This window comes from Streptomyces sp. DSM 118878, from assembly GCF_052936595.1.
This window is the reverse complement of sequence record NZ_CP193622.1, coordinates 6,839,159-6,856,716: the sequence shown is the minus strand read 5'-3', so window position 1 is coordinate 6,856,716 and position 17,558 is coordinate 6,839,159. Positions and strand designations below refer to the sequence as shown.

Sequence of the window (17,558 nt, the reverse complement as noted above, 5' to 3'; positions counted from 1 at the left end):
CCTGAGCACGGATCAGGCCCGCAGCGTCACCGTGAAACTTTTGCCGTACGCGTGGCGCGTGTCGACGTCGATGCGCGTTCCGCCCGGCGCCGCGCCGACCCGTACCCCGCGGTCGGCCGTGACCACGCGCAGCCGGCGGCCGCGCAGCAGGACCGTCACCGTGTCCCGGCCCATGGTCGGGTCGGACACGGCGACGGCGGTGGTGTTCCCTTTCCGGGTCCGGCGGCGGCGTACGAGGACCGAGGCGGGGCCGTCGATCCGCAGGTCCGCCGTCTCGTGCCGCCCCGCGGTGAAGGAGTTGACCCCCGTCAGACCGAGGCCGCCGTGCGTCACGGCCTGGAGGCGGGGGGAGTTGGCGAGCACCTTGAGCGGGCCACGCACCCCGTGACGGTCGCCGTCGCCGTACCCCCGCACCCCCTCCTCCGTGGCGTTCGGCAGCAAGGCGTACGCGTATCGCCCCGCCCGCGCCCCCGCCGCCGCGTCCACCGTCACGCCGAACACCGACCGCGTCACGGCCGTGTCGGGGTTGGCGGTGCGCACGACCCGGCGGCTCCGGGTGACGCGGTCCAGACTGACCCGGACCGGCGGCGTGTCGAGGAAGACGTAGCCGACGGACGTGTTCCGCGTGGCGTTGGCGTAGCGCAGCCAGCGCAGGTCGGCGGTGCCGGGGCCGGTCCAGGCGCGGCCGTCGACGCGCGCCCCGGTGAGCGTGACCCGGTCGCCGGGAGCGGCGATACGGGCGTCGACGGTCGTCGTCACGGCCCGCCGCCCGGAGCCCCCGGAGCCCTCGGAGCCCTCGGAGCCCTCGGACCCTCCGGGCTCCCCGAGGTCCCCGACCCCCGCCGCGAGCACCACGATCTCGTCGTCCAGCAGGAACCACGACTTGGTGGCCGACGCCCCCCGGTAGACCAGGAAGTCATCCGGAAGCAGCTCCCGGTCGCGGTACGCGGCATCGCTGGACTGCACCATGGCGGCGGTTCCGTACGCCCCGAGGACGGCCCCGCCGGAGTGTCGGTGGGTGCCGCGCGGAAAGTAGACGTACTTGTTCTGCGACTCCGAGGACGACGTGAAGTGGAGCGGGTGACCCGGGTTGTCGTAGTACGGCTTCCCGTAGGCCTCCGGGACCGTGCTGCGCCGCTCGACCGGGGCGGTGACGCCGGCGAGGCCGTACGGCGAGACCGTCGTGTAGTAGTCGACGCCGTACGCCTGCGTCTGGTCCTGCCCCGCGAGATACAGGTAGTGCGCGCCGTCGCCCTGGAACCACGGCATGAGGTTCTCGCCGTTCATGTACTCGTACTTGCTGATCCGGTCGGAGCTGCGCGCGAGCGCGAAGGCGTAGCCCGGTCTGCGGTGGACGGTCTTGTCCATGGCGTTGAACGCGACGCTGCGTTCGCCGGGGTTGAGGTCGGCGGGGGCCACGGAGTCGTCGGCGACGATGTCGGCGTGGCGCACGATGCTGAGGGGCGAGACGAAGCGCGCCGGGTCGAGGCGGGCGCGCGAGGTGGCTTCGAGGTGCTTGACGTACCCCTTCAGCGCCGCCGCCGCGGCCCCGCCGGCCAGCGAGGAGAGGTCGACGACGACCTCGACGACGACCGCCACGTCGGTGTAGCCGGAGTCGGTGCGCGCGACCGCCCTGCCCTTCACCATCTCCATCATCCAGCCCTCGAAGATGAGCGGGGCGAAGCCGTCCCTGACCCAGCCGAAGACCGTCGGTACCAGTTCCTCGCCGTGGGCGAAGCCGGTCCCTTCGAGGATCTTGAGGGTCTGTACGACCCGGCTGAGCAGGCCCTTTCCGTACGAGCCCGTGTACGCGACGGAGCCGTGCTGGATGAAGGAGCCGTCGGCGTAGTGGCCGTCGGTCACTCCGTGGGAGAGGCGGTACGGGTCGATGGTGACGAACACCGTGAGCTGGTCGACCAGGGCCTTGCGGACGCGGGCGTCGCCGTCCGCGCCGAGGAGGGCACCCTGGAGGATGCGGTTGGTGGTGATGTCGGCGAGGTTGGCGCCGGTGTGGAAGCGGGAGTCGAGGTCGACGTCACCGCCGGTGCCGTTGCGGAGGTAGGCGTCCATGGAGGCGACGTAGGTGCGCACCAACTCCGGGCGGTAGGCGCGCACTTCGTCGGCGAGCAGTACGAGCGTCTTGCTGACGTGCTGCGATATGCCGATCTCCCAGTGGAACCAGTTCCCGTAGTAGCCCTTCGACTGGTCTCCGTAGTAGCGCTCGTGCAGCCACACCAGGCCGTCGATGACGCGGCGCCGCACGGCGGTGTCCCCGTACAGCCCGGAGGAGGTGCCCGTGGTGGGCGTGCGGGTGGCGAGGGCGATCTCGTAGAGGCGGCGGTAGGCGGTGTTCAGGTTGGCCTCGTCGGTGCCGAGGACCAGGCCGTCGAAGAGCTCGCCGTCGCCCGCGTCATCCATGGCCTTGAGGTTCGCCCGCGCGGCCTTGTCGATCGCCGCGAGTTTCCCCGCCGTCTCCGGCCGGGCGTTGGACGCGGTGGTCCCCGCGAAGACGTCCACGGTGTTGGCGAGCAGCCGCTCGCGGTCCTCGGCCGCCGTGGCGGCGTCCGCGGGGGCCCGCGGAACCACCGCCAGGAGTCCGGCGGCCGCCAGGGCCGACAGCAGGCTTCTGCGGGTGATCTCCATGCGGGCCTCCACCGCCGAACGACGACAGATTGACAGGCAGATGACGGACGGGCAGGTGACGGGCAGACAGGTCACGCGTAGGCAGGTCACGCGTAGGCAGGTCACGCGCAGACAGGTCACGCGGACAGGTGTACGTGGGTCGGGAACGCATTCGGGGCTTTACAGCAACCTACTCGGGACCGTCCGCGAAGGCGCGGGGCAGCGGGACCGAATGGGCTTCGGACGTACGTTCAGGCGGCCGGAGTCAAGCAGATGCCCCCAGCCGCCACAAGGGTCCCCGCACGACCGTTCGCCCGGGTGTTGATACGGTCCCCACTGATCTTGGTGCGGTACACGGGGGAAAGGGGCGCCATGACCGGGATGCGCTCGGTGCGGCGGCGCACCTGGCTGGTGGCCGGTCTGGCGGCGGTCCTGGTGATCGCGGCGTCCGTGACCTGGTACGGCGTGGCGAGGTCGGCGGAGCGCGAGGACCGGCTCGCGGACAACCGGCGGCAGCTCGCGCGGGCCTGCGAGGGCCTGCTCCCCGATGAGCTGGGCGCCTTGGTGCCGGACGACGAGCGTGGCGTACTGAACGAGTTCGGCACGATGCTCCGCCCCCGCGAGGAGAGCCGGGCGCTGCTCGACTGCACCCTGTCGTGGGGCGGCGGCGGTGACGCCTGGGAGCCGGACGCGATGGCGCGGGTACGTGCCGAGGCCGTCCTGACCCGCACGGACCCCATCGCCGTCGACGGCGGCTTCGGACTCCCGCTGCCGGAGAGCGCGCTCGGCTCCGTGTCGACCGAGTCCCGGATGCGGGGCAGCGAGGTCACGGCCCGGCTCCTCGCCGACTGCCCCGAAGGCCTGCGGGGGCGTGTCCGCCCGGCGCGTGATCTGCTCGTCACGGTGGCCCTGCCCTCGGCGGCCGACGAGTACGACGTCCCGCGCGCCGACAGTCTCCTCGCGTCCCGCACGGCGGTCCGCGTCGCGGACTGGGTGGCGCGGAAGCAGGGCTGCGGCGGCGAGCCGCTGGGCGCGAAGGGCGCGGCGGGCTCCGCCCCGGCCAAGGCGCCGAAGCTCTGCGACTGGCTCGACCCCAAGGCGCTGCCCGCCTTCGCCTCGGGCACGTGGAAGCCCGGCGGGAAGGCGGACGGCGCCTCGGGCTACAGCCCGCGCACCGGTTCGTGCGACCGGCACTGGGACGACACGATCGGCTCGCCCGGGGCGTTCGAGATCAAGGGGGCCGAGGCGGAGAGCTGGTCGGGGGTGCTCGCCGCCGGCGCCTATGACCACTACGAGGACTCCGGTGACGTCCCCGCCTCCGGCGACGTCCCCGACTCTGGCGACGGGTCCGAGTCCGACGCGCCCGCCCCCGACGCACCCGACCCTGATAATCCCGACCCCGAGGGCCCCCTGACGGTCGAGGAGTCCGGCGACGACCCGGCGCTCGCGCTGTGGGCCCGTGCGGAGTGCGACGCGGGGCCGACCTACCACCGCGTCGCGGTCACCCCCGAGCTCACCTACCGCGACGGCCTCGACGAGGGCAAGGCCGTGCTCGAACCGGAGGACCGGCGGCGGTTGTCCCGCCAGGCCCGTGCCGTACTCGACCGCTATCTGGCGGCGCCCGACGGCTGGCCCCGGCGCGCGCACTGCCGGTCCACGAAGATCATGGGAGAGGTGGCGGAGTGGCGCGGCTGACCTGGGGTTCGAGGGCGGGGCGCGTGGCGCTTACGTCCTGCGGGGCGCTGGTCGCCCTCGCGCTGATCGCGGGTGCCTTTTACTGGTGGGGCGGGCCCCGTGAGCGCCATGCGGCGCAGCAGGTACTGGACGAGGCGTGCGGCGGGCTGCTGCCGTCGGCCGAGATGCGGGCCGTGCTGGGCGACGGGCCCTACAGGACCGGTCGCGGCAGGATCGACGTGGAGGTCCGGGGCGAGGACGCCGACAGCGGGGACGCCAACGGCGGGGACGCGCGCCAGGTGACGTGCACCGTCAGCAGCCGGAACGAGCGCAACGCGGGGCACCCCACGCACGACGCGTCCGTCCAGGTCACCGTGGAGAGCGTGTCGCGGCGGCTGAAGTCCGGCGGCGACGGATGGCGTGCCACCACGTCGGCGGACCATTACGAGGCCCAGTATCCGCGCGTGTCGACGGAGCTGCCGCCCGCCGGGCTCGGCCAGGGCTGGCAGGGCATGTTCAGCGCGGGCGAGGTCTTCGGCGGCTCGTCCGGCGGGGAGTCGGCGAGCACGGCGGTGCTGCTGAGCTGTACCGGGAGCGGCGGTGCGGGTGGGCTTCTCGTCACCGTGGACACCAAGGAGGAGGACGCCACGCTCGACGACCCCCGGCTCCGTACGGCCTTCGCCCGCGTCGCCACCGCCACGGCCGAGAAGGCCTCGGAGAAGTGGGGCTGCGACGCGAAGCTCGGCGAGCCGCTGCGGACGGTTCCCCTGCCGGTCGGTGCCGACGAGCACGTGAAGCCGGCCGACGCGTCCGGCACCTGCGCGGGCCTTCCCGGCCGGGGTTCGCGGATCACCCAGGCGTGGGAGGACGCGGGGCCCGGCGGCGGGCCGGTGGAGGTGTGCGTGCTCGGCGGCGGCGGTACGGGGACTCCGGCCGGAGCCGCCGAGCGCCGCCTCACGCTGGTCGCGTACTACGGGCCGTACGCGGAGACGGAACGGCTGCGTCAGCAGGACCGCTACGGCCGGTACTCCGAGAAGCCCGTACCCGGCGAGGCCCCGGCGGGGCGGCTGCCGGGCGGGGGCCAGTGGGCGAGCGCGGTGTGCCGGGCCGGGGGCCCGGCGCTGTACACGGTCCGCACTGGTGACTCTGGTGACGCGGAGGACGGCGAGCGGCTCACCAAGGAGCCGGCGGCGGACCTGACATATGAACGCGCGGCCCTGCGGAAGTTCGCCGCCCGCTCGGCCAGGTCCCACGCCTGCCCTCCGCCGAAGCTGCCCTGACCTCACGGAACCGGCCTCCCCCCGAAGCCGCCCCGACCCACACGGGGCTCCGCCCCGGACCCCGCTCCTCAATCGCCGGAGGGGCTTATTCTTGCTCCCCCGCCGGGGCCGCAGTCCAACAACTCCCGCCCCGAAGCAATTGTGACCAGCCGCGCCCGCAGGGTTGCATGGGAGGCATGGATCTCTCCCGTCACGAAGATCTGACCCCCGGCAGCGGCACCCTCCCGCCCCGGGCCTGGTATCCGGAGTCCGACGCCCCCTCCCTCTCCCTCAACGGGACCTGGCGGTTCCGGCTCTCCCCCACCGCTGACGCCGAAGACGACCGCTTCACCCAGGATGGGTACGACGAGCACGACGGGTACGGCCACGCCCCATGGGGCGACATCACCGTCCCCGGGCACTGGGTGCTGCAAGGCCACGGCGCGCCGCAGTACACCAACACGCTCTACCCCTTCCCCGTGGACCCGCCCCGCGTCCCCACCGAGAACCCCACCGCCGACCACCTCCGCACCTTCGACCTCCCCCCGGACTGGCCCGCGTCCGGCGGCGCCACGCTCCGCTTCGACGGTGTCGAGTCCTACGCCCGCGTCTGGCTCAACGGCACGGAGCTCGGCGGTTTTCAGGGCTCCCGCCTCGCCCACGAGTTCGCCGTGGGCACGCTGCTGCGCCCCGAGGGCAACGTCCTCGCCGTCCGCGTCCACCAGTGGTCCTCCGGCTCCTACCTGGAGGACCAGGACCAGTGGTGGCTGCCCGGCATCTTCCGCGACGTGACCCTCCTCCACCGCCCGGAGCACTCCGCCCGCGACCACTTCGTCCACGCCGCCTACGACCACCGCACCGGAACCGGCACCCTACGGGTCGACGCCGACGCGCGAGGCCGCGTCACCCTCGACGAACTGGGCATCGACATCGCCACCGGCGAATCCGTCACCCTCCCCGTCCAGCCGTGGACCGCCGAGACCCCCCGCCTCTACGACGCCACCCTCGCCACCCCCGGCGAACGCATCCCCCTCCGCATCGGCTTCCGCACCGTCGCCCTCGAAGACGGGCTCATCAAGGTCAACGGCCGCCCCCTCCTCTTCCGGGGCGTGAACCGCCACGAGTTCCACCCGGAGACCGGCCGCACCCTCGATGCCGGGACCATGCGCGCGGACGTCCTCCTCATGAAGCGGCACAACATCAACGCCGTCCGCACCAGCCACTACCCGCCCCACCCCGCCTTCCTCGCCCTCTGCGACGAACTCGGCCTCTGGGTCATCGACGAGTGCGACCTGGAGACCCACGGCTTCCACGCCTTCGACTGGCGCGCCAACCCCGTGGACGACGACCGCTGGACCCCCGCGCTCCTGGACCGCGCCGCCCGCATGGTCGAGCGCGACAAGAACCATCCCTCGGTCATCATGTGGTCGCTCGGCAACGAGTGCGCTACGGGCCGTGGCCTGACCGCCATGGCCGAGTGGATCCGGGCCCGCGACGACAGCCGCCTCATCCACTACGAGGGCGACCGCTCCTGCGCCGACACCGACGTCTACTCCCGCATGTACGCCGACCACGCCGAGGTCGAGCGCATCGGACGGGGAGAGGACGGAGGGCCGGAGAGGCGCGCCGGGCTCCCCTTCATCCTCTGCGAGTACGCGCACGCCATGGGCAACGGACCCGGCGGCCTCACCGAGTACCAGCGGCTCTTCGAGACGTACGAACGCCTCCAGGGCGGCTTCGTCTGGGAGTGGATCGACCACGGCCTCGCCCATCCCACGTACGAGTACGCCTACGGCGGTGACTTCGGCGAGCGGCCGCACGACGGCAACTTCGTCTGCGACGGCCTCGTCCTCCCCGACCGCACGCCCTCCCCCGGCCTGATCGAGTACAAGAAGGTGATCGAGCCGGTCCGCATCGAAGGCGCCGGCGGAGAGGGCGGCGACGGCTGCGACGGAACCGTCCGGATCACCGACCTGTACGACTTCACCGACCTCTCCCACCTCGCCTTCACCTGGTCGTACGAGGTGGACGGCGTGAGCGTCGCCGCCGGTGACCTGACCGTGCCGCCCCTCGCGCCCGGCGAGCGGACGGAGGTGAAACTGCCGCCCGCCCCGACGCGCGGCACGGACGCCGAGACGCTGTGGACCGTACGGGCCGTGCTCGCCGAGGACACGGCGTGGGCGCCACGCGGACACGTCGTCGCCTGGGCCCAGTTGCCCGTGCGGCCGGGCACGGTCCGCCCCGCGCCCGGCGGCACGCACCCTGCCCTTGCCGGCCGGCGGATCACCCTCGGCCCCGCCGTCTTCGACGCCCACGGCACGCTGCTCTCCCTCGGCGACCTGGCAGTACGGGACCTGCGCCTCGACGTGTGGCGCGCCCCCACCGACAACGACAACGGCATGCCGTGGCGCCCCGAGCCCTCCGTCGCCGCACGCTGGCGCGCGATCGGCCTCGACCGCGTCCAACACCGCGTGGACGCCGTCGAACCGGGCGACGACGCCCTGACCGTACGCACGCGCGTCGCCCCGGCCGCCAGTGACCTCGGGCTGCGTGTCACCTACCGCTGGACCTCCGACGGGACCCGGCTCCGCCTCGCCGTCTCCGTGGCGCCGGACGGTGACTGGCAGGTGCCGCTTCCCCGGCTCGGCGTCCGCTTCGGGCTGCCGGGCGCGGCCGGGCGGGTCCGGTGGTTCGGCGGCGGCCCCGGCGAGGCCTACCCGGACAGTCGCGCCGCCTCGATGCTCGGCCTGTACGAAGCGGACGTCGACGCCATGCAGACCCCGTACGTCCGCCCGCAGGAGAACGGCGCCCGTCCCGGCATCCGCTGGGCCGAGATCGACGGCCTCCGGATCGACACCGATGACGAGCCGTGGCTCACCGTCCGCCGCTGGACCACGGAACAGCTCGACGCCGCCGCCCACCGACCCGACCTCACGCCCGGCGACACGGTCTGGGTCAACCTCGACAGCGGCCAGCACGGCATCGGCACGGGTTCCTGTGGGCCCGGCGTGCTCCCGCAGCACGAACTCCACGCACGCGTGGCCGACTTCGCGTACACCTTCAGTCTGACGGAACGCTGACCTTCAGCTCCGCCCAGACGGTCTTCCCCGGGGGGCCGTCCGGGCGGGGCATCACTCCCCATCGGCAGGCCAGCGCCTCCACGAGCAGCAGCCCCCGGCCCGACTCCGCCTCCGGGTCCACCACCCCCGCGATGACCGGCAGCCGTTCCCCGCGCGTGTCCGTGACCTCGACCCGTACGGTGCCGTCCACCGCCTCCGTCAGGTGTACGCGGAAGTCCCGCACCGTCACCGTCCGCCCGTGCCGAGCCGCGTTCGCCGCCAGCTCGGCCGTGATCAGCGCGACGGTCTCGTTGACCACGCCCGCGTAGGGGTGCCCCCAGGTGTCCAGACGGTGCGCCACGAGCCGCCGCGCGAGCCGCGCGCCCCTCGGCGTGGAGCTGAAGCACTGGGTGAACATACGTACGGTAACTGGCGCTTGGGCCTTGGCTCGCACTGTCATGCGCCCACGGTTGCGCTTGCGCGCGGCTTTGACCAGGCGTGGAGCCCGTACCCGACCCGTACGCCGGATCAGCGTACGAGTACGAGGGGTAGACAGTACTGGTCACCGTCCGTGACCATATGGGGCTTGGCGGGGTTCACCATCAGAACATCAGACACCTGGGGGTATCAGCCATGGCCGCCGACACCATCAGCAGCGAACCCGAGCCGTGCGACAGTCTCAAGATTTTCGGCGCGGTCCTTCAAGGCTTCCGCGAACGCGCGGGCCTCACGCAGGAGGCGTTCGCCCGGCGCGTGCGGTACTCCGTCCACTTCGTGGCCTCCGTCGAGCAGGGCCGCAGGCTGCCTCCGGCGCGGTTCGTGGAACGGGCCGAGGAGATCCTCGACGCGTTCGGCATCCTCCGCAAGGCCGCGCAGAGAGTGACCCGCCAGCCCGGCCTGGCGGCCTGGTTCCGCCAGTGGGCGAGCCTGGAGGAGCAGGCGGTCACTCTCCATACGTACGAATGCCGGGTCGTCCCCGGCCTGTTGCAGACCGAGGCGTACGCGAAGGCCGTGAGCTGGTGCGTGCCACCCCTGCCGACTCCCGAAGAGATGGAGGAGCGCGTGGCCGCGCGGCTCGCACGGCAGGGGCTGCTGAGTGTCGACCGGCAACCGGCCGCCTCGTTCAGCTTCATCCTGGAGCAGTCCGTCCTTGAGCGGCGCACCGGCGGTCACGAAGTGACGCGGGAGATCATCGACCGTCTGCTCGACTTGAACGAGCGGCACTGGAACGTCGAGTTGCAGCTCATGCCGCTGCAACAGCCGACGCACTCGGGCTTAGACGGCCCTCTGCAACTCCTGGAAGCCCAGGACCACCAGTGGTTCGCGTACTCCGAAGGCCAGCAGGCCGGACTGCTGATCTCAGACCGGAAAGACATCAGCGTGCTCCAGCAGCGGTATGCCAAGATGCGCTCGCAGGCTCTCACCCCCGAGGACTCCGTGAGCCTGCTGAAGCGGATGCGAGGAGCGCTATGAGCACCAACGAACTGGCCTGGTTCAAGAGCAGCTACAGCGGCTCGCAGGGCGACGACTGCATCGAAGTCGCCCTCATCTGGCGCAAGTCCAGCTACAGCAGCGGCAGCCAAGGCGACTGCGTCGAGGTAGCCCATGGCTGGCGCAAATCCAGCCACAGCAGCGGCAGCGAGGGCGACTGCGTCGAGATCGCCTCTTGCCCGTCCACCATCCACGTACGAGACTCCAAGAACCCCCGAGGGCCCCAGTTGGCCCTCGCGCCCCGGGCCTGGGGGGAGTTCATCAAGCACACCGCGAACCGCTGAGCGAGCAGCATGCGAACCGCACCCGCGCGCGGGCCCTCCGCGCCGCCCGAGCCCACGCCCGAGCCCCCAGCCGGCAGGCTCGTGTCATGGCTCGGCGCCCTGGGGCCGATCGCCGTGGGGTACGCGGTGTTCCAGGCCCTGGTGGGGCTGCTGCCCGTTGCCCTGTACGGGGACACCGCACGCTATTCGCTCGCCCTGGTCAGCGGCGTCGGCACCGGGCTCTGCGCCTGGCTGGCCGGGGCCCTGATGCGGGCGAGGGCGGGCGGGAGCGGGGTCACGGGGACGCTCGACGGGGTTCCGCCGCAGCGGGGTCCCGGCACGGCCACGCGGGGCGGTGGCGCGGGCCCGCTGCCGGGTCTGTCGGCGGCCACGTACGAAACCCTCGCCGCCCGGCTCACGGTCTTCGACGATCCGCTGCGGGGCCGTCTCAGCGGCTGGCCGCACGCGCTGGACGAGCAGTCCCAGCCGGTGCGGCCGACGGCGACAGGGACGGCGTACGGACTGCATACGGTGCTCGAACTCGGCGTACCCGACGGGCGGTTGCGCGCTTCGGAGCTGGTCGAGACGCTCTGGCGGCTGCGGCTGCCCGACGGCGGCTGGGCGGCGCGTTCGCAGGGCGCCGTGCCGCGCCCCGAGGTGACCGCCCTGGTGCTCGGCGCGCTCGCGCGGGCGGGCGCGGACCCGCAGCGGCTCGCCGCGGAGGCGGAGCAGTGCGCGGACCGGTTCCGGCACGAGATGGAGCCCGCCGGGCTTGAGATGACGCACGTGGTGACCACCGTGCTGCGCGGACTGCTGCGCGCGGCGCCCGGGACGGACGCCCTGCCGCGGCTGCGGGACGCGCTCGTCGACGGAGCGGTCACCGATCCGGCCCGGCAGCACCGGCGCTGCTGGGGCGCGCGGCTCGCGCCGCTCGGCGGGCGCCCGGTCGTGCCGTCGCCCGTGCACACCGCGCAGGCCGTGGTCGCGCTCGACCGGACGGCGCGGGTGCTCGGCGAGGACGCGAACGCACGTGCCACCCGTCAGGACGGCATCCGCTGGCTGCTGGCCTGCCCGGGGCCCGCCCACGACGGTTGCGAGGACCTGGAGAGCGGCCACGAGTCGGTGCGCCGCCCGCATCCGGTCGACGCCTCGCGGCACGAGGTGCTGTCCGTACGGCACTTCTCGGCCGCCTGGGTGATGCGGGCCCTGCTGACGCCGGGGGCCAGGGAGACCGCGGCCGAGGGAGGGCTGGACGCGGCCTGGCAGGAGATGCTGGCCGGTGCCGCCGCCTCGGTCTGGCGGCAGCAGAGCGACGGGATCTGGACGTGGGACGGTGACGATCTCGCCCACCCGCTGTGGATGACCTACCAAGGGCTTTCGGTGCTGCGGGCACATGCCGTATGGATGTATCAGCCGGGTGACTGAACCCCCGGCTCCGCGTGCGCGGGTGCTTGCGCGGCTGACGAGGGGAAGAATCCATTGGGTGGTCGGCACGTCCACGACGCGAGACGGCTCCTCGAAGACGCCCTCGACGAAGCCACGGGGGACGATCTGGTGCGGTCCGCCCGGACGGTCATCTCCGAACTCGGCCGCGAGGAACGGCTCCTGCCCCTCGTACGGGAACTGGCCGAGGGCGAGGGCGACCCCTCGGGATGCGCTCTCCTGTCGTACCGGCACGTCCTCGGCTTCGACAAACTGCTGCTCATCGACGGCGGGCCGCGGCACATGCTGCGCGCCCACATCTGGCATCCGGGCGCCGGCGCCCGCGAGGACGTCCACAACCACCGCTCACCGCTGGCGTCGCACGTGGTGCGGGGCGCGCTCGGCATGGAGCTGTACGAGGCGGCCCACGCGGCGTCGGACGGCGGCGTGCCCGCGTCGTGGTACCGCGAGTCGCTGTCGGGCGACGGGGGCGACTGGCTGCTCCAGCCGGCGGGGGGCGCCCGGCTGCGTCTCACGCTGACCATGGAGTACGCGGCGGGCAGTGGCTACGCGCTGCCGCCGGACGTCCTGCACCGGGCGTGGTGCGCCTCCGCGGGCCCCACGGTCACGCTGTTCCTGGAGACGGGAGCGGAGCGGCGCCGGTACACGGACGTGTTCACGGGACCTGGCGCGGCGGACGCGGGCGCGATGGCGAGGAAGAAGCCGCTGGAGGTGTCGGACTACCTGGCGGAGTTGTCCGTACTCGCGGAGCTGATCGGTTGACGCGAGGCTGATCGGTTGGCGCGAGGCTTTAGCTGAAGGCCTGGCGGACGATCTCGCGGTTGTAGTCGTCGATGTCGACCGAGCCGAAGTCGGCCGGTGCGAGCCAGCGGTAGGCCTGGTCGGGCAGGGGGAGCGTCACGTCGAAGGTGAGGGGGCGGACGAGGAAGTTGTCCTGCCAGTTCTTCACCTCGTGGCCGTGGTAGACACTGAGGAAGGAGGATTCGCCGACCTTGTGCATCACTTCGCCGAGGAGCCCGGTCTCCTCCTTGAGCTCTCTCAGGACGCCGTCGCGCGGGCTCTCGTCCGGGTCCAGCTTTCCGCACGGCACGCCCCACACCCGGGGATGGAACCGCTCGGTCTCACTGCGACGCACGAGCAGGACGCGGCCATGATGGGCCACGACGGCCGCCGCGAGCCGGTTGTCACCGGGATAATCCATACCCTCCAACGTAGCGGGGATCGGGGGAGGGTGACAGGCGGCGGGGGCACGTCTCGGCCATCTGGCCGTGTTCTGGCTGGTCGCGCGGGGGCGGAGCCTGGACATTCGTCAACTCATCGCCGTAGCCGGTCACCCACACGGCTCTCAAGGCGTCTGCGCGGGCGGTCTGTCGGGCGTCTGCGCGCACGGCCCGTGGGCCGCGGCCGGGGCACGCCGTGTCCGTTTCGTTCAAGACCCCGCACCGGATGCTTTCCTACGCTGCGAGGCATGAACAGCACACCGATCCCACGCTTCGACCTCATCGGCCTCGTCGTCTCCGACATGGCCGCGTCCCTCGCCTTCTACCGGCGGCTCGGCCTGCGCTTCCCCGAGGACGCCGAGAGCGCCCCGCACGTCGAGGCCCAGGTCCTCGGCGGTCTGCGCATCGCCTTCGACACGGAGGAGACCGTCCGGTCCTTCCACCCCGGCTGGCAGCCGGCCGGCGGCGGCCGGATCGGGCTCGCCTTCCTCTGCGCCTCCCCCGAGGCCGTCGACGCCTCGTACGCGGAGCTGATGGCCGCCGGGCACGAGAGCGAGCTCAAGCCGTTCGACGCTCCCTGGGGGCAGCGGTACGCCACCGTGCTCGACCCGGACGGCAACGGAGTCGACCTCTTCGCGCCCCTCGACCACCTGCCCGTTCAGTAGCCCGCCGAGCGTCAGGCCCGTCAGCTCCCGTACCTCGCGGGCGAGATGGGCCTGGTCGGCGAAGCCCGCCTCGGCCGCCGTGTGTGCGTACGGCAGGCCGTCGCGGGCCAGGGCGAGCGCCCGCTGGAGCCGCAGCACCCGGGCCAGCGTCTTGGGCCCGTAGCCGAAGGCGTGCAGTGAACGGCGGTGCAGCGTGCGGGCGTTGAGCCCGACCCTCGCGGCGGTCTCGGCGACCGGACGCCCGGCGTCCAGGCAGCGGACGACCTCGGCGAGGAGCGGGTCGGGGGGCGCGGCGTCGGCGGCGCGCTCCACGGCGACGGCTTCGAGAGCGGCCATGGGGTCGTCCGCGGCGTCCACCCACCGGGTGAGGCGGCGGACCCGCGCCGAGGTCCACAGATCGGCCAGGTCGACGCGCTGGTCCCGCAGTTCGTGGGCCGGTACGCCCAGCAGGGCCGGGGCGGTGCCGGGAGGGAAACGGACACCGACATGGCGCCCGCCGGTCTCCGTGCCGCCCGGGACGTACGCGCGGGTGTCCGGCCCGGCGACGAAGAGCCGCCCCTGCCTCCACAGCAGATCCATGCAGCCGTCGGGGAGCACGGGACGCACGCCGTCGTCACCACCGACGGCGGCCGGGACGCTGGTCCAGACGACCGCGCCGGCCAGCCGCGACGGCCGCTCGTGATAGCGCGCGACGTGCTGATCGACCACGCCTGTCAGGCTACGCCGCCACGGCCGCGGTGCTCCTGCGGGCTGACCCCGTACACCCTCTTGAAGGCTCCGGAGAGGGCGAAGGCGCTGCCGTAGCCGACCTTGCGGGCGATGGAGGCGATCGTCAGCCCGCTGTCGCGCAGCAGGTCGGCGGCGAGCGCGAGCCGCCAGTTCGTCAGGTACGTCATCGGGGGCTCCCCCACGAGTTCCGTGAACCGCCGGGCGAGCGCGGCCCGCGAGACGCCCGCCTTCGCCGCGAGGTCCGCGATCGTCCAGGGGTGCGCCGGGTCGTCCTGGAGCAGCCGCAGGGCGCGGCCGACGACGGGGTCGCCCATCGCCCGGTACCAGGCGGGGGCCTCGGCCTCGGGCCGGGAGAACCAGGCCCGCAGGGCGGCTATGAGCAGCAGGTCGAGCAGGCGGTCGAGGACGACTTCCTGGCCGGGGTCGGCGCGGCTGATCTCCTCGGCGAGCAGCGGGGTGAGCGGGCAGTCCCACACCTCGGTGGGCAGCACGAGGAGGGGCGGCAGCGCGTCGAGGAGCCGTCCGGTGATCTCGCCCCGCATCTGGTAGGTGCCGATCAGCATCTCCACGGAACCGTCACGGGACTCGCCCCAGGCGCGGAGCCCCAGGTCGGCGTAGCGGGCGACGGGGGCGCCGTCCAGCGGCACGCAACGCTGGCCGGGCCGGATCTCGGCGAAGGGGGCGGTGTCCGGCTCGTCGGCGCAGGTGTAGTGGTCAGGGCCGCGGGCGATGGCGACGTCACCGGGGCGGACGCGCTGCGCCGGCCCGCCGTTCCCGGTGCGGATCCACGCGGTGCCGCGCACCATGATCATGACGGAGAGGGGGGCCTCGTCCGCGATGCGCACGGACCAGGGCGGGTCGAACAGCGCCCGGATCATGAAGGCACCGCGCGCCCGCGGGCCTTCCAGCAAGCCTGCCAGTACGTCCATGGCGGCAGCGTAGACGCAGGCGTATGACCGTGAGCTTTTCGCCGATGGGCGCGGGGCCGGCGGGCCGGTTGACTGAACCCATGACGACGAACACGGACATGACGGACGCGGGCATCCGGACGCTGCTGGTGACGGGCGCGACCGGGCGGGTGGGCCGCCGGGTCGTGGAGTCGGCGCAGGCGGCCGGACTCACGGTACGGGCGGCCTCGCGGAACGGGGCGGGCTCGCGGGACGGGGCGGTGCGGTTCGACTGGGCGGACCGGTCGACGTGGGCGGACGCCCTGCGGGGCGCCGACGCGGCGCACATCGCGTACGTGCCGGATGTCGGGGCTCCCGGCGCGGCCGAAGCGGTCGGCGCGTTCGCGCGGCTCGCGGTCGAACTCGGCGTGCGGCGGCTGACCCTGCTCTCCGCGCGCGGCGAGCACCAGGCGCACGCGACGGAGCAGGCGGTACGGGACTGCGGGGCGCGCTGGACGGTCGTACGGGCGTCGTGGTTCGCGCAGAACCTGAGCGAGGGCCCGCTGCTCGACGGCATGCGCGCCGGGGAGCTGGTGTTCCCCGCGGGCGAGGTGCTGGAGCCGTTCATCGACACGAGGGACATAGCGGACGTGGTGGTGGCGGTCCTGACGGGCGGCGACCGCCGCTTCGCCGACCGCGTCCTGGACCTCACGGGCCCGCGGCTGCTCTCCTTCCGCGAGGCGGTCGCGGAGGTCTCGGCGGCGACGGGGCGGGACATCGCGTACGTTCCGGTGTCGGCCGCCGAGTACGGTGCCGCTCTCGCGGAGTTCGGTGTTCCGCCGCACGAGGCGGAGTTCCTGGTGGAACTCTTCGAGACGAACCTGGACGGACGCAACGCGGAGCTCTCCGAGGGGGTGCGGGAGGTCCTCGGGCGCGCCCCGAGGGACTTCACTGCCTTCGCCCGCGAGTGCGCGGGGGCCGGCGCCTGGCAGTGACCGCCCCGGCCCGGCGGGGTCCGGTCCGCACCCCCACGGGGCTCCGCCCCGGACCCCGCTCCTCAAACGCCGGAGGGGCTGAATTTCCCGCCTACTCCGGAGGAGGCTGCTCGCCGGACTTCTTCGCGTGGGTCCGCAGGCGTGACGTCACGTCGTCCGGGGGGAGGAAGCGGGACCAGCGTTCCGGGAACTCCGAGGGCATCTCGGGGTCGTCCGGGTCCACGTCCGCGTACGCCTCGCGCGCGGCGGCCGCGCGGGCCACCACCTCCGCGGCCTGCGCCTCCCTTATGCGGTCGTTGGCCGCACGCGCCACGGCCGTGGCGACGGACGGCCAGACGCGGTCGATCGCCGCGTTGACGGCCGCGCCCACCAGGACCGCGAAGGCCGACACGCCGATCCACAGCAGCACGGCCACCGGCGCCGCGAGCGAGCCGTAGATCGTCGGGCCCTCCACCGTGCTGGTGAGGTAGATCCGGAGCAGGAAGCTGCCGAGGACCCACATGCCGAGCGCGACCAGCGCGCCCGGCATGTCCTCGACCCACGGCGACCGCACCGGCACGGACACGTGGTAGAGCGTCGTCAGGAAGACCACGGAGAGGAGGACGACGACCGGCCAGTAGAGGATCTGGACGACCGTCGTGGACCCCGGCAGGAGGTCCACCACCGCGTCGGGCCCCGCCACCATCAACGGCAGCGCCACCGAGCCGATCAGCAGCGCCACGAGGAACAGGCCGAAGGCGAGGATGCGGGTCTTGACGATGCCGCGCACCCCGTCGAGGCCGTACATGACGGTGATCGTGTCGATGAAGACGTTCACCGCGCGCGAGCCCGACCAGAGGGCGAAGAGGAAGCCGATGGAGATGACGTCGGGCCGGCTGACCTTGATGACGTCCTGAAGTATCGGCTCCGCGATCTGGCTGACCCCCCGGTCGGACAGGACCGTACGCGACGCCTCAAGGATGTTGTTCTGGACGCTGGCGATGGTGTCCGCGCCCGTCCACGTGTCGACGTAGGCGAGCAGCCCGATCAGGCTCAGGAGCAGCGGCGGCACGGAGAGCAGCGTGAAGAACGCCGCCTCGGCCGCGAGCCCGAGGATGCGGTACTCGATGCACGAGTTGACGGTGTCCTTGAGCAGCAGCCAGGCGGTCCTGCGCTTGGAGACGTTTCGATACAGAACGCGGGCCCGGTTCCAGCGCCCCGCGGGCTGCCCGGGTGTTTCTTTTGCCTGGTGCACCTCCTTACCGTAGCGGC

General features: G+C 72.9%; 14 protein-coding genes and 1 pseudogene. 9 read left to right on the top strand and 6 right to left on the bottom strand.

The features are described from left to right. Positions 1-12: 12 nt before the first annotated feature. Positions 13-2,643 carry a polysaccharide lyase family 8 super-sandwich domain-containing protein gene (locus tag ACRAKF_RS30315; protein WP_447040743.1) on the bottom strand — a complete coding sequence of 877 codons (2,631 nt, stop codon included), beginning with the start codon at positions 2,641-2,643 and terminating at the stop codon, positions 13-15. A gap of 351 nt (positions 2,644-2,994) precedes the next feature. Between ACRAKF_RS30315 and ACRAKF_RS30310 the strand changes: the two genes are divergently transcribed. The 3 genes from ACRAKF_RS30310 (at position 2,995) to ACRAKF_RS30300 (ending at position 8,635) form a co-directional block, all read left to right on the top strand. Continuing rightward, on the top strand, positions 2,995-4,317 hold the full coding sequence (locus tag ACRAKF_RS30310) for a hypothetical protein (RefSeq protein ID WP_447040741.1): 1,323 nt from the start codon (positions 2,995-2,997) through the stop codon (positions 4,315-4,317). Positions 4,318-4,340: 23 nt separating this feature from the next. Further along, on the top strand, positions 4,341-5,576 hold the full coding sequence (locus ACRAKF_RS30305; RefSeq protein ID WP_447040739.1) for a hypothetical protein: 1,236 nt from the start codon (positions 4,341-4,343) through the stop codon (positions 5,574-5,576). A 176-nt stretch (positions 5,577-5,752) separates the two neighbouring features. Further along, positions 5,753-8,635 carry a glycoside hydrolase family 2 TIM barrel-domain containing protein gene (locus ACRAKF_RS30300; RefSeq protein WP_447040738.1) on the top strand — a complete coding sequence of 961 codons (2,883 nt, stop codon included), beginning with the start codon at positions 5,753-5,755 and terminating at the stop codon, positions 8,633-8,635. Here the strand turns inward: ACRAKF_RS30300 and ACRAKF_RS30295 are convergent. Beyond that, positions 8,616-9,032 (bottom strand): ATP-binding protein, encoded by a 417-nt coding sequence (locus ACRAKF_RS30295; protein WP_447040736.1) that lies wholly within the window; start codon positions 9,030-9,032, stop codon positions 8,616-8,618. The two genes, ACRAKF_RS30300 and ACRAKF_RS30295, sit on opposite strands and share 20 nt — an antisense overlap. A 215-nt stretch (positions 9,033-9,247) precedes the next feature. Here ACRAKF_RS30295 and ACRAKF_RS30290 point away from each other — a divergent pair, with 215 nt between their 5' ends. From ACRAKF_RS30290 to ACRAKF_RS30275, 4 genes are read left to right on the top strand one after another with little or no spacing between them, the layout of a single operon-like run. Beyond that, positions 9,248-10,087: a helix-turn-helix domain-containing protein gene (locus tag ACRAKF_RS30290; RefSeq protein WP_447040735.1), complete on the top strand. Its 840-nt coding sequence runs from the start codon at positions 9,248-9,250 to the stop codon at positions 10,085-10,087. Beyond that, on the top strand, positions 10,084-10,389 hold the full coding sequence (locus ACRAKF_RS30285; RefSeq protein WP_447040734.1) for a DUF397 domain-containing protein: 306 nt from the start codon (positions 10,084-10,086) through the stop codon (positions 10,387-10,389). The genes ACRAKF_RS30290 and ACRAKF_RS30285 overlap by 4 nt, the downstream gene beginning before the upstream one ends. 9 nt (positions 10,390-10,398) lie before the next feature. Beyond that, complete coding sequence (locus ACRAKF_RS30280) at positions 10,399-11,793, top strand: hypothetical protein (RefSeq protein ID WP_447040733.1); 1,395 nt, start codon at positions 10,399-10,401, stop codon at positions 11,791-11,793. Between the two features lie 54 nt (positions 11,794-11,847). Beyond that, entirely contained in the window at positions 11,848-12,573 is a 726-nt protein-coding gene (locus ACRAKF_RS30275; RefSeq protein WP_447040731.1) for a hypothetical protein, read from the top strand. 28 nt (positions 12,574-12,601) lie between these two features. Here the strand turns inward: ACRAKF_RS30275 and ACRAKF_RS30270 are convergent, their stop codons facing one another. After that, complete coding sequence (locus ACRAKF_RS30270; RefSeq protein ID WP_447040730.1) at positions 12,602-13,012, bottom strand: NUDIX hydrolase; 411 nt, start codon at positions 13,010-13,012, stop codon at positions 12,602-12,604. Between the two features lie 267 nt (positions 13,013-13,279). Between ACRAKF_RS30270 and ACRAKF_RS30265 the strand changes: the two genes are divergently transcribed. Continuing rightward, positions 13,280-13,696: a VOC family protein gene (locus ACRAKF_RS30265; protein ID WP_447042249.1), complete on the top strand. Its 417-nt coding sequence runs from the start codon at positions 13,280-13,282 to the stop codon at positions 13,694-13,696. Here the strand turns inward: ACRAKF_RS30265 and ACRAKF_RS30260 are convergent. Together ACRAKF_RS30260 and ACRAKF_RS30255 are read right to left on the bottom strand one after the other, a co-directional pair. Then, positions 13,691-14,404: pseudogene (locus tag ACRAKF_RS30260) on the bottom strand (helix-turn-helix domain-containing protein); the annotation flags it as partial. The gene ACRAKF_RS30265 and the pseudogene ACRAKF_RS30260 overlap by 6 nt on opposite strands. A gap of 5 nt (positions 14,405-14,409) precedes the next feature. After that, a complete protein-coding gene (locus tag ACRAKF_RS30255) occupies positions 14,410-15,354 on the bottom strand; it encodes an AraC family transcriptional regulator (RefSeq protein ID WP_447040728.1) in 945 nt (314 codons plus the stop codon). An 80-nt stretch (positions 15,355-15,434) separates the two neighbouring features. Between ACRAKF_RS30255 and ACRAKF_RS30250 the strand changes: the two genes are divergently transcribed. Beyond that, entirely contained in the window at positions 15,435-16,307 is an 873-nt protein-coding gene (locus ACRAKF_RS30250) for an NmrA family NAD(P)-binding protein (RefSeq protein WP_447040727.1), read from the top strand. Positions 16,308-16,398: 91 nt separating this feature from the next. On the opposite strand, the gene ACRAKF_RS30245 is transcribed toward ACRAKF_RS30250, so the two are convergent. Then, positions 16,399-17,541 (bottom strand): YihY/virulence factor BrkB family protein, encoded by a 1,143-nt coding sequence (locus tag ACRAKF_RS30245; RefSeq protein WP_447040726.1) that lies wholly within the window; start codon positions 17,539-17,541, stop codon positions 16,399-16,401. Positions 17,542-17,558 lie beyond the last annotated feature (17 nt).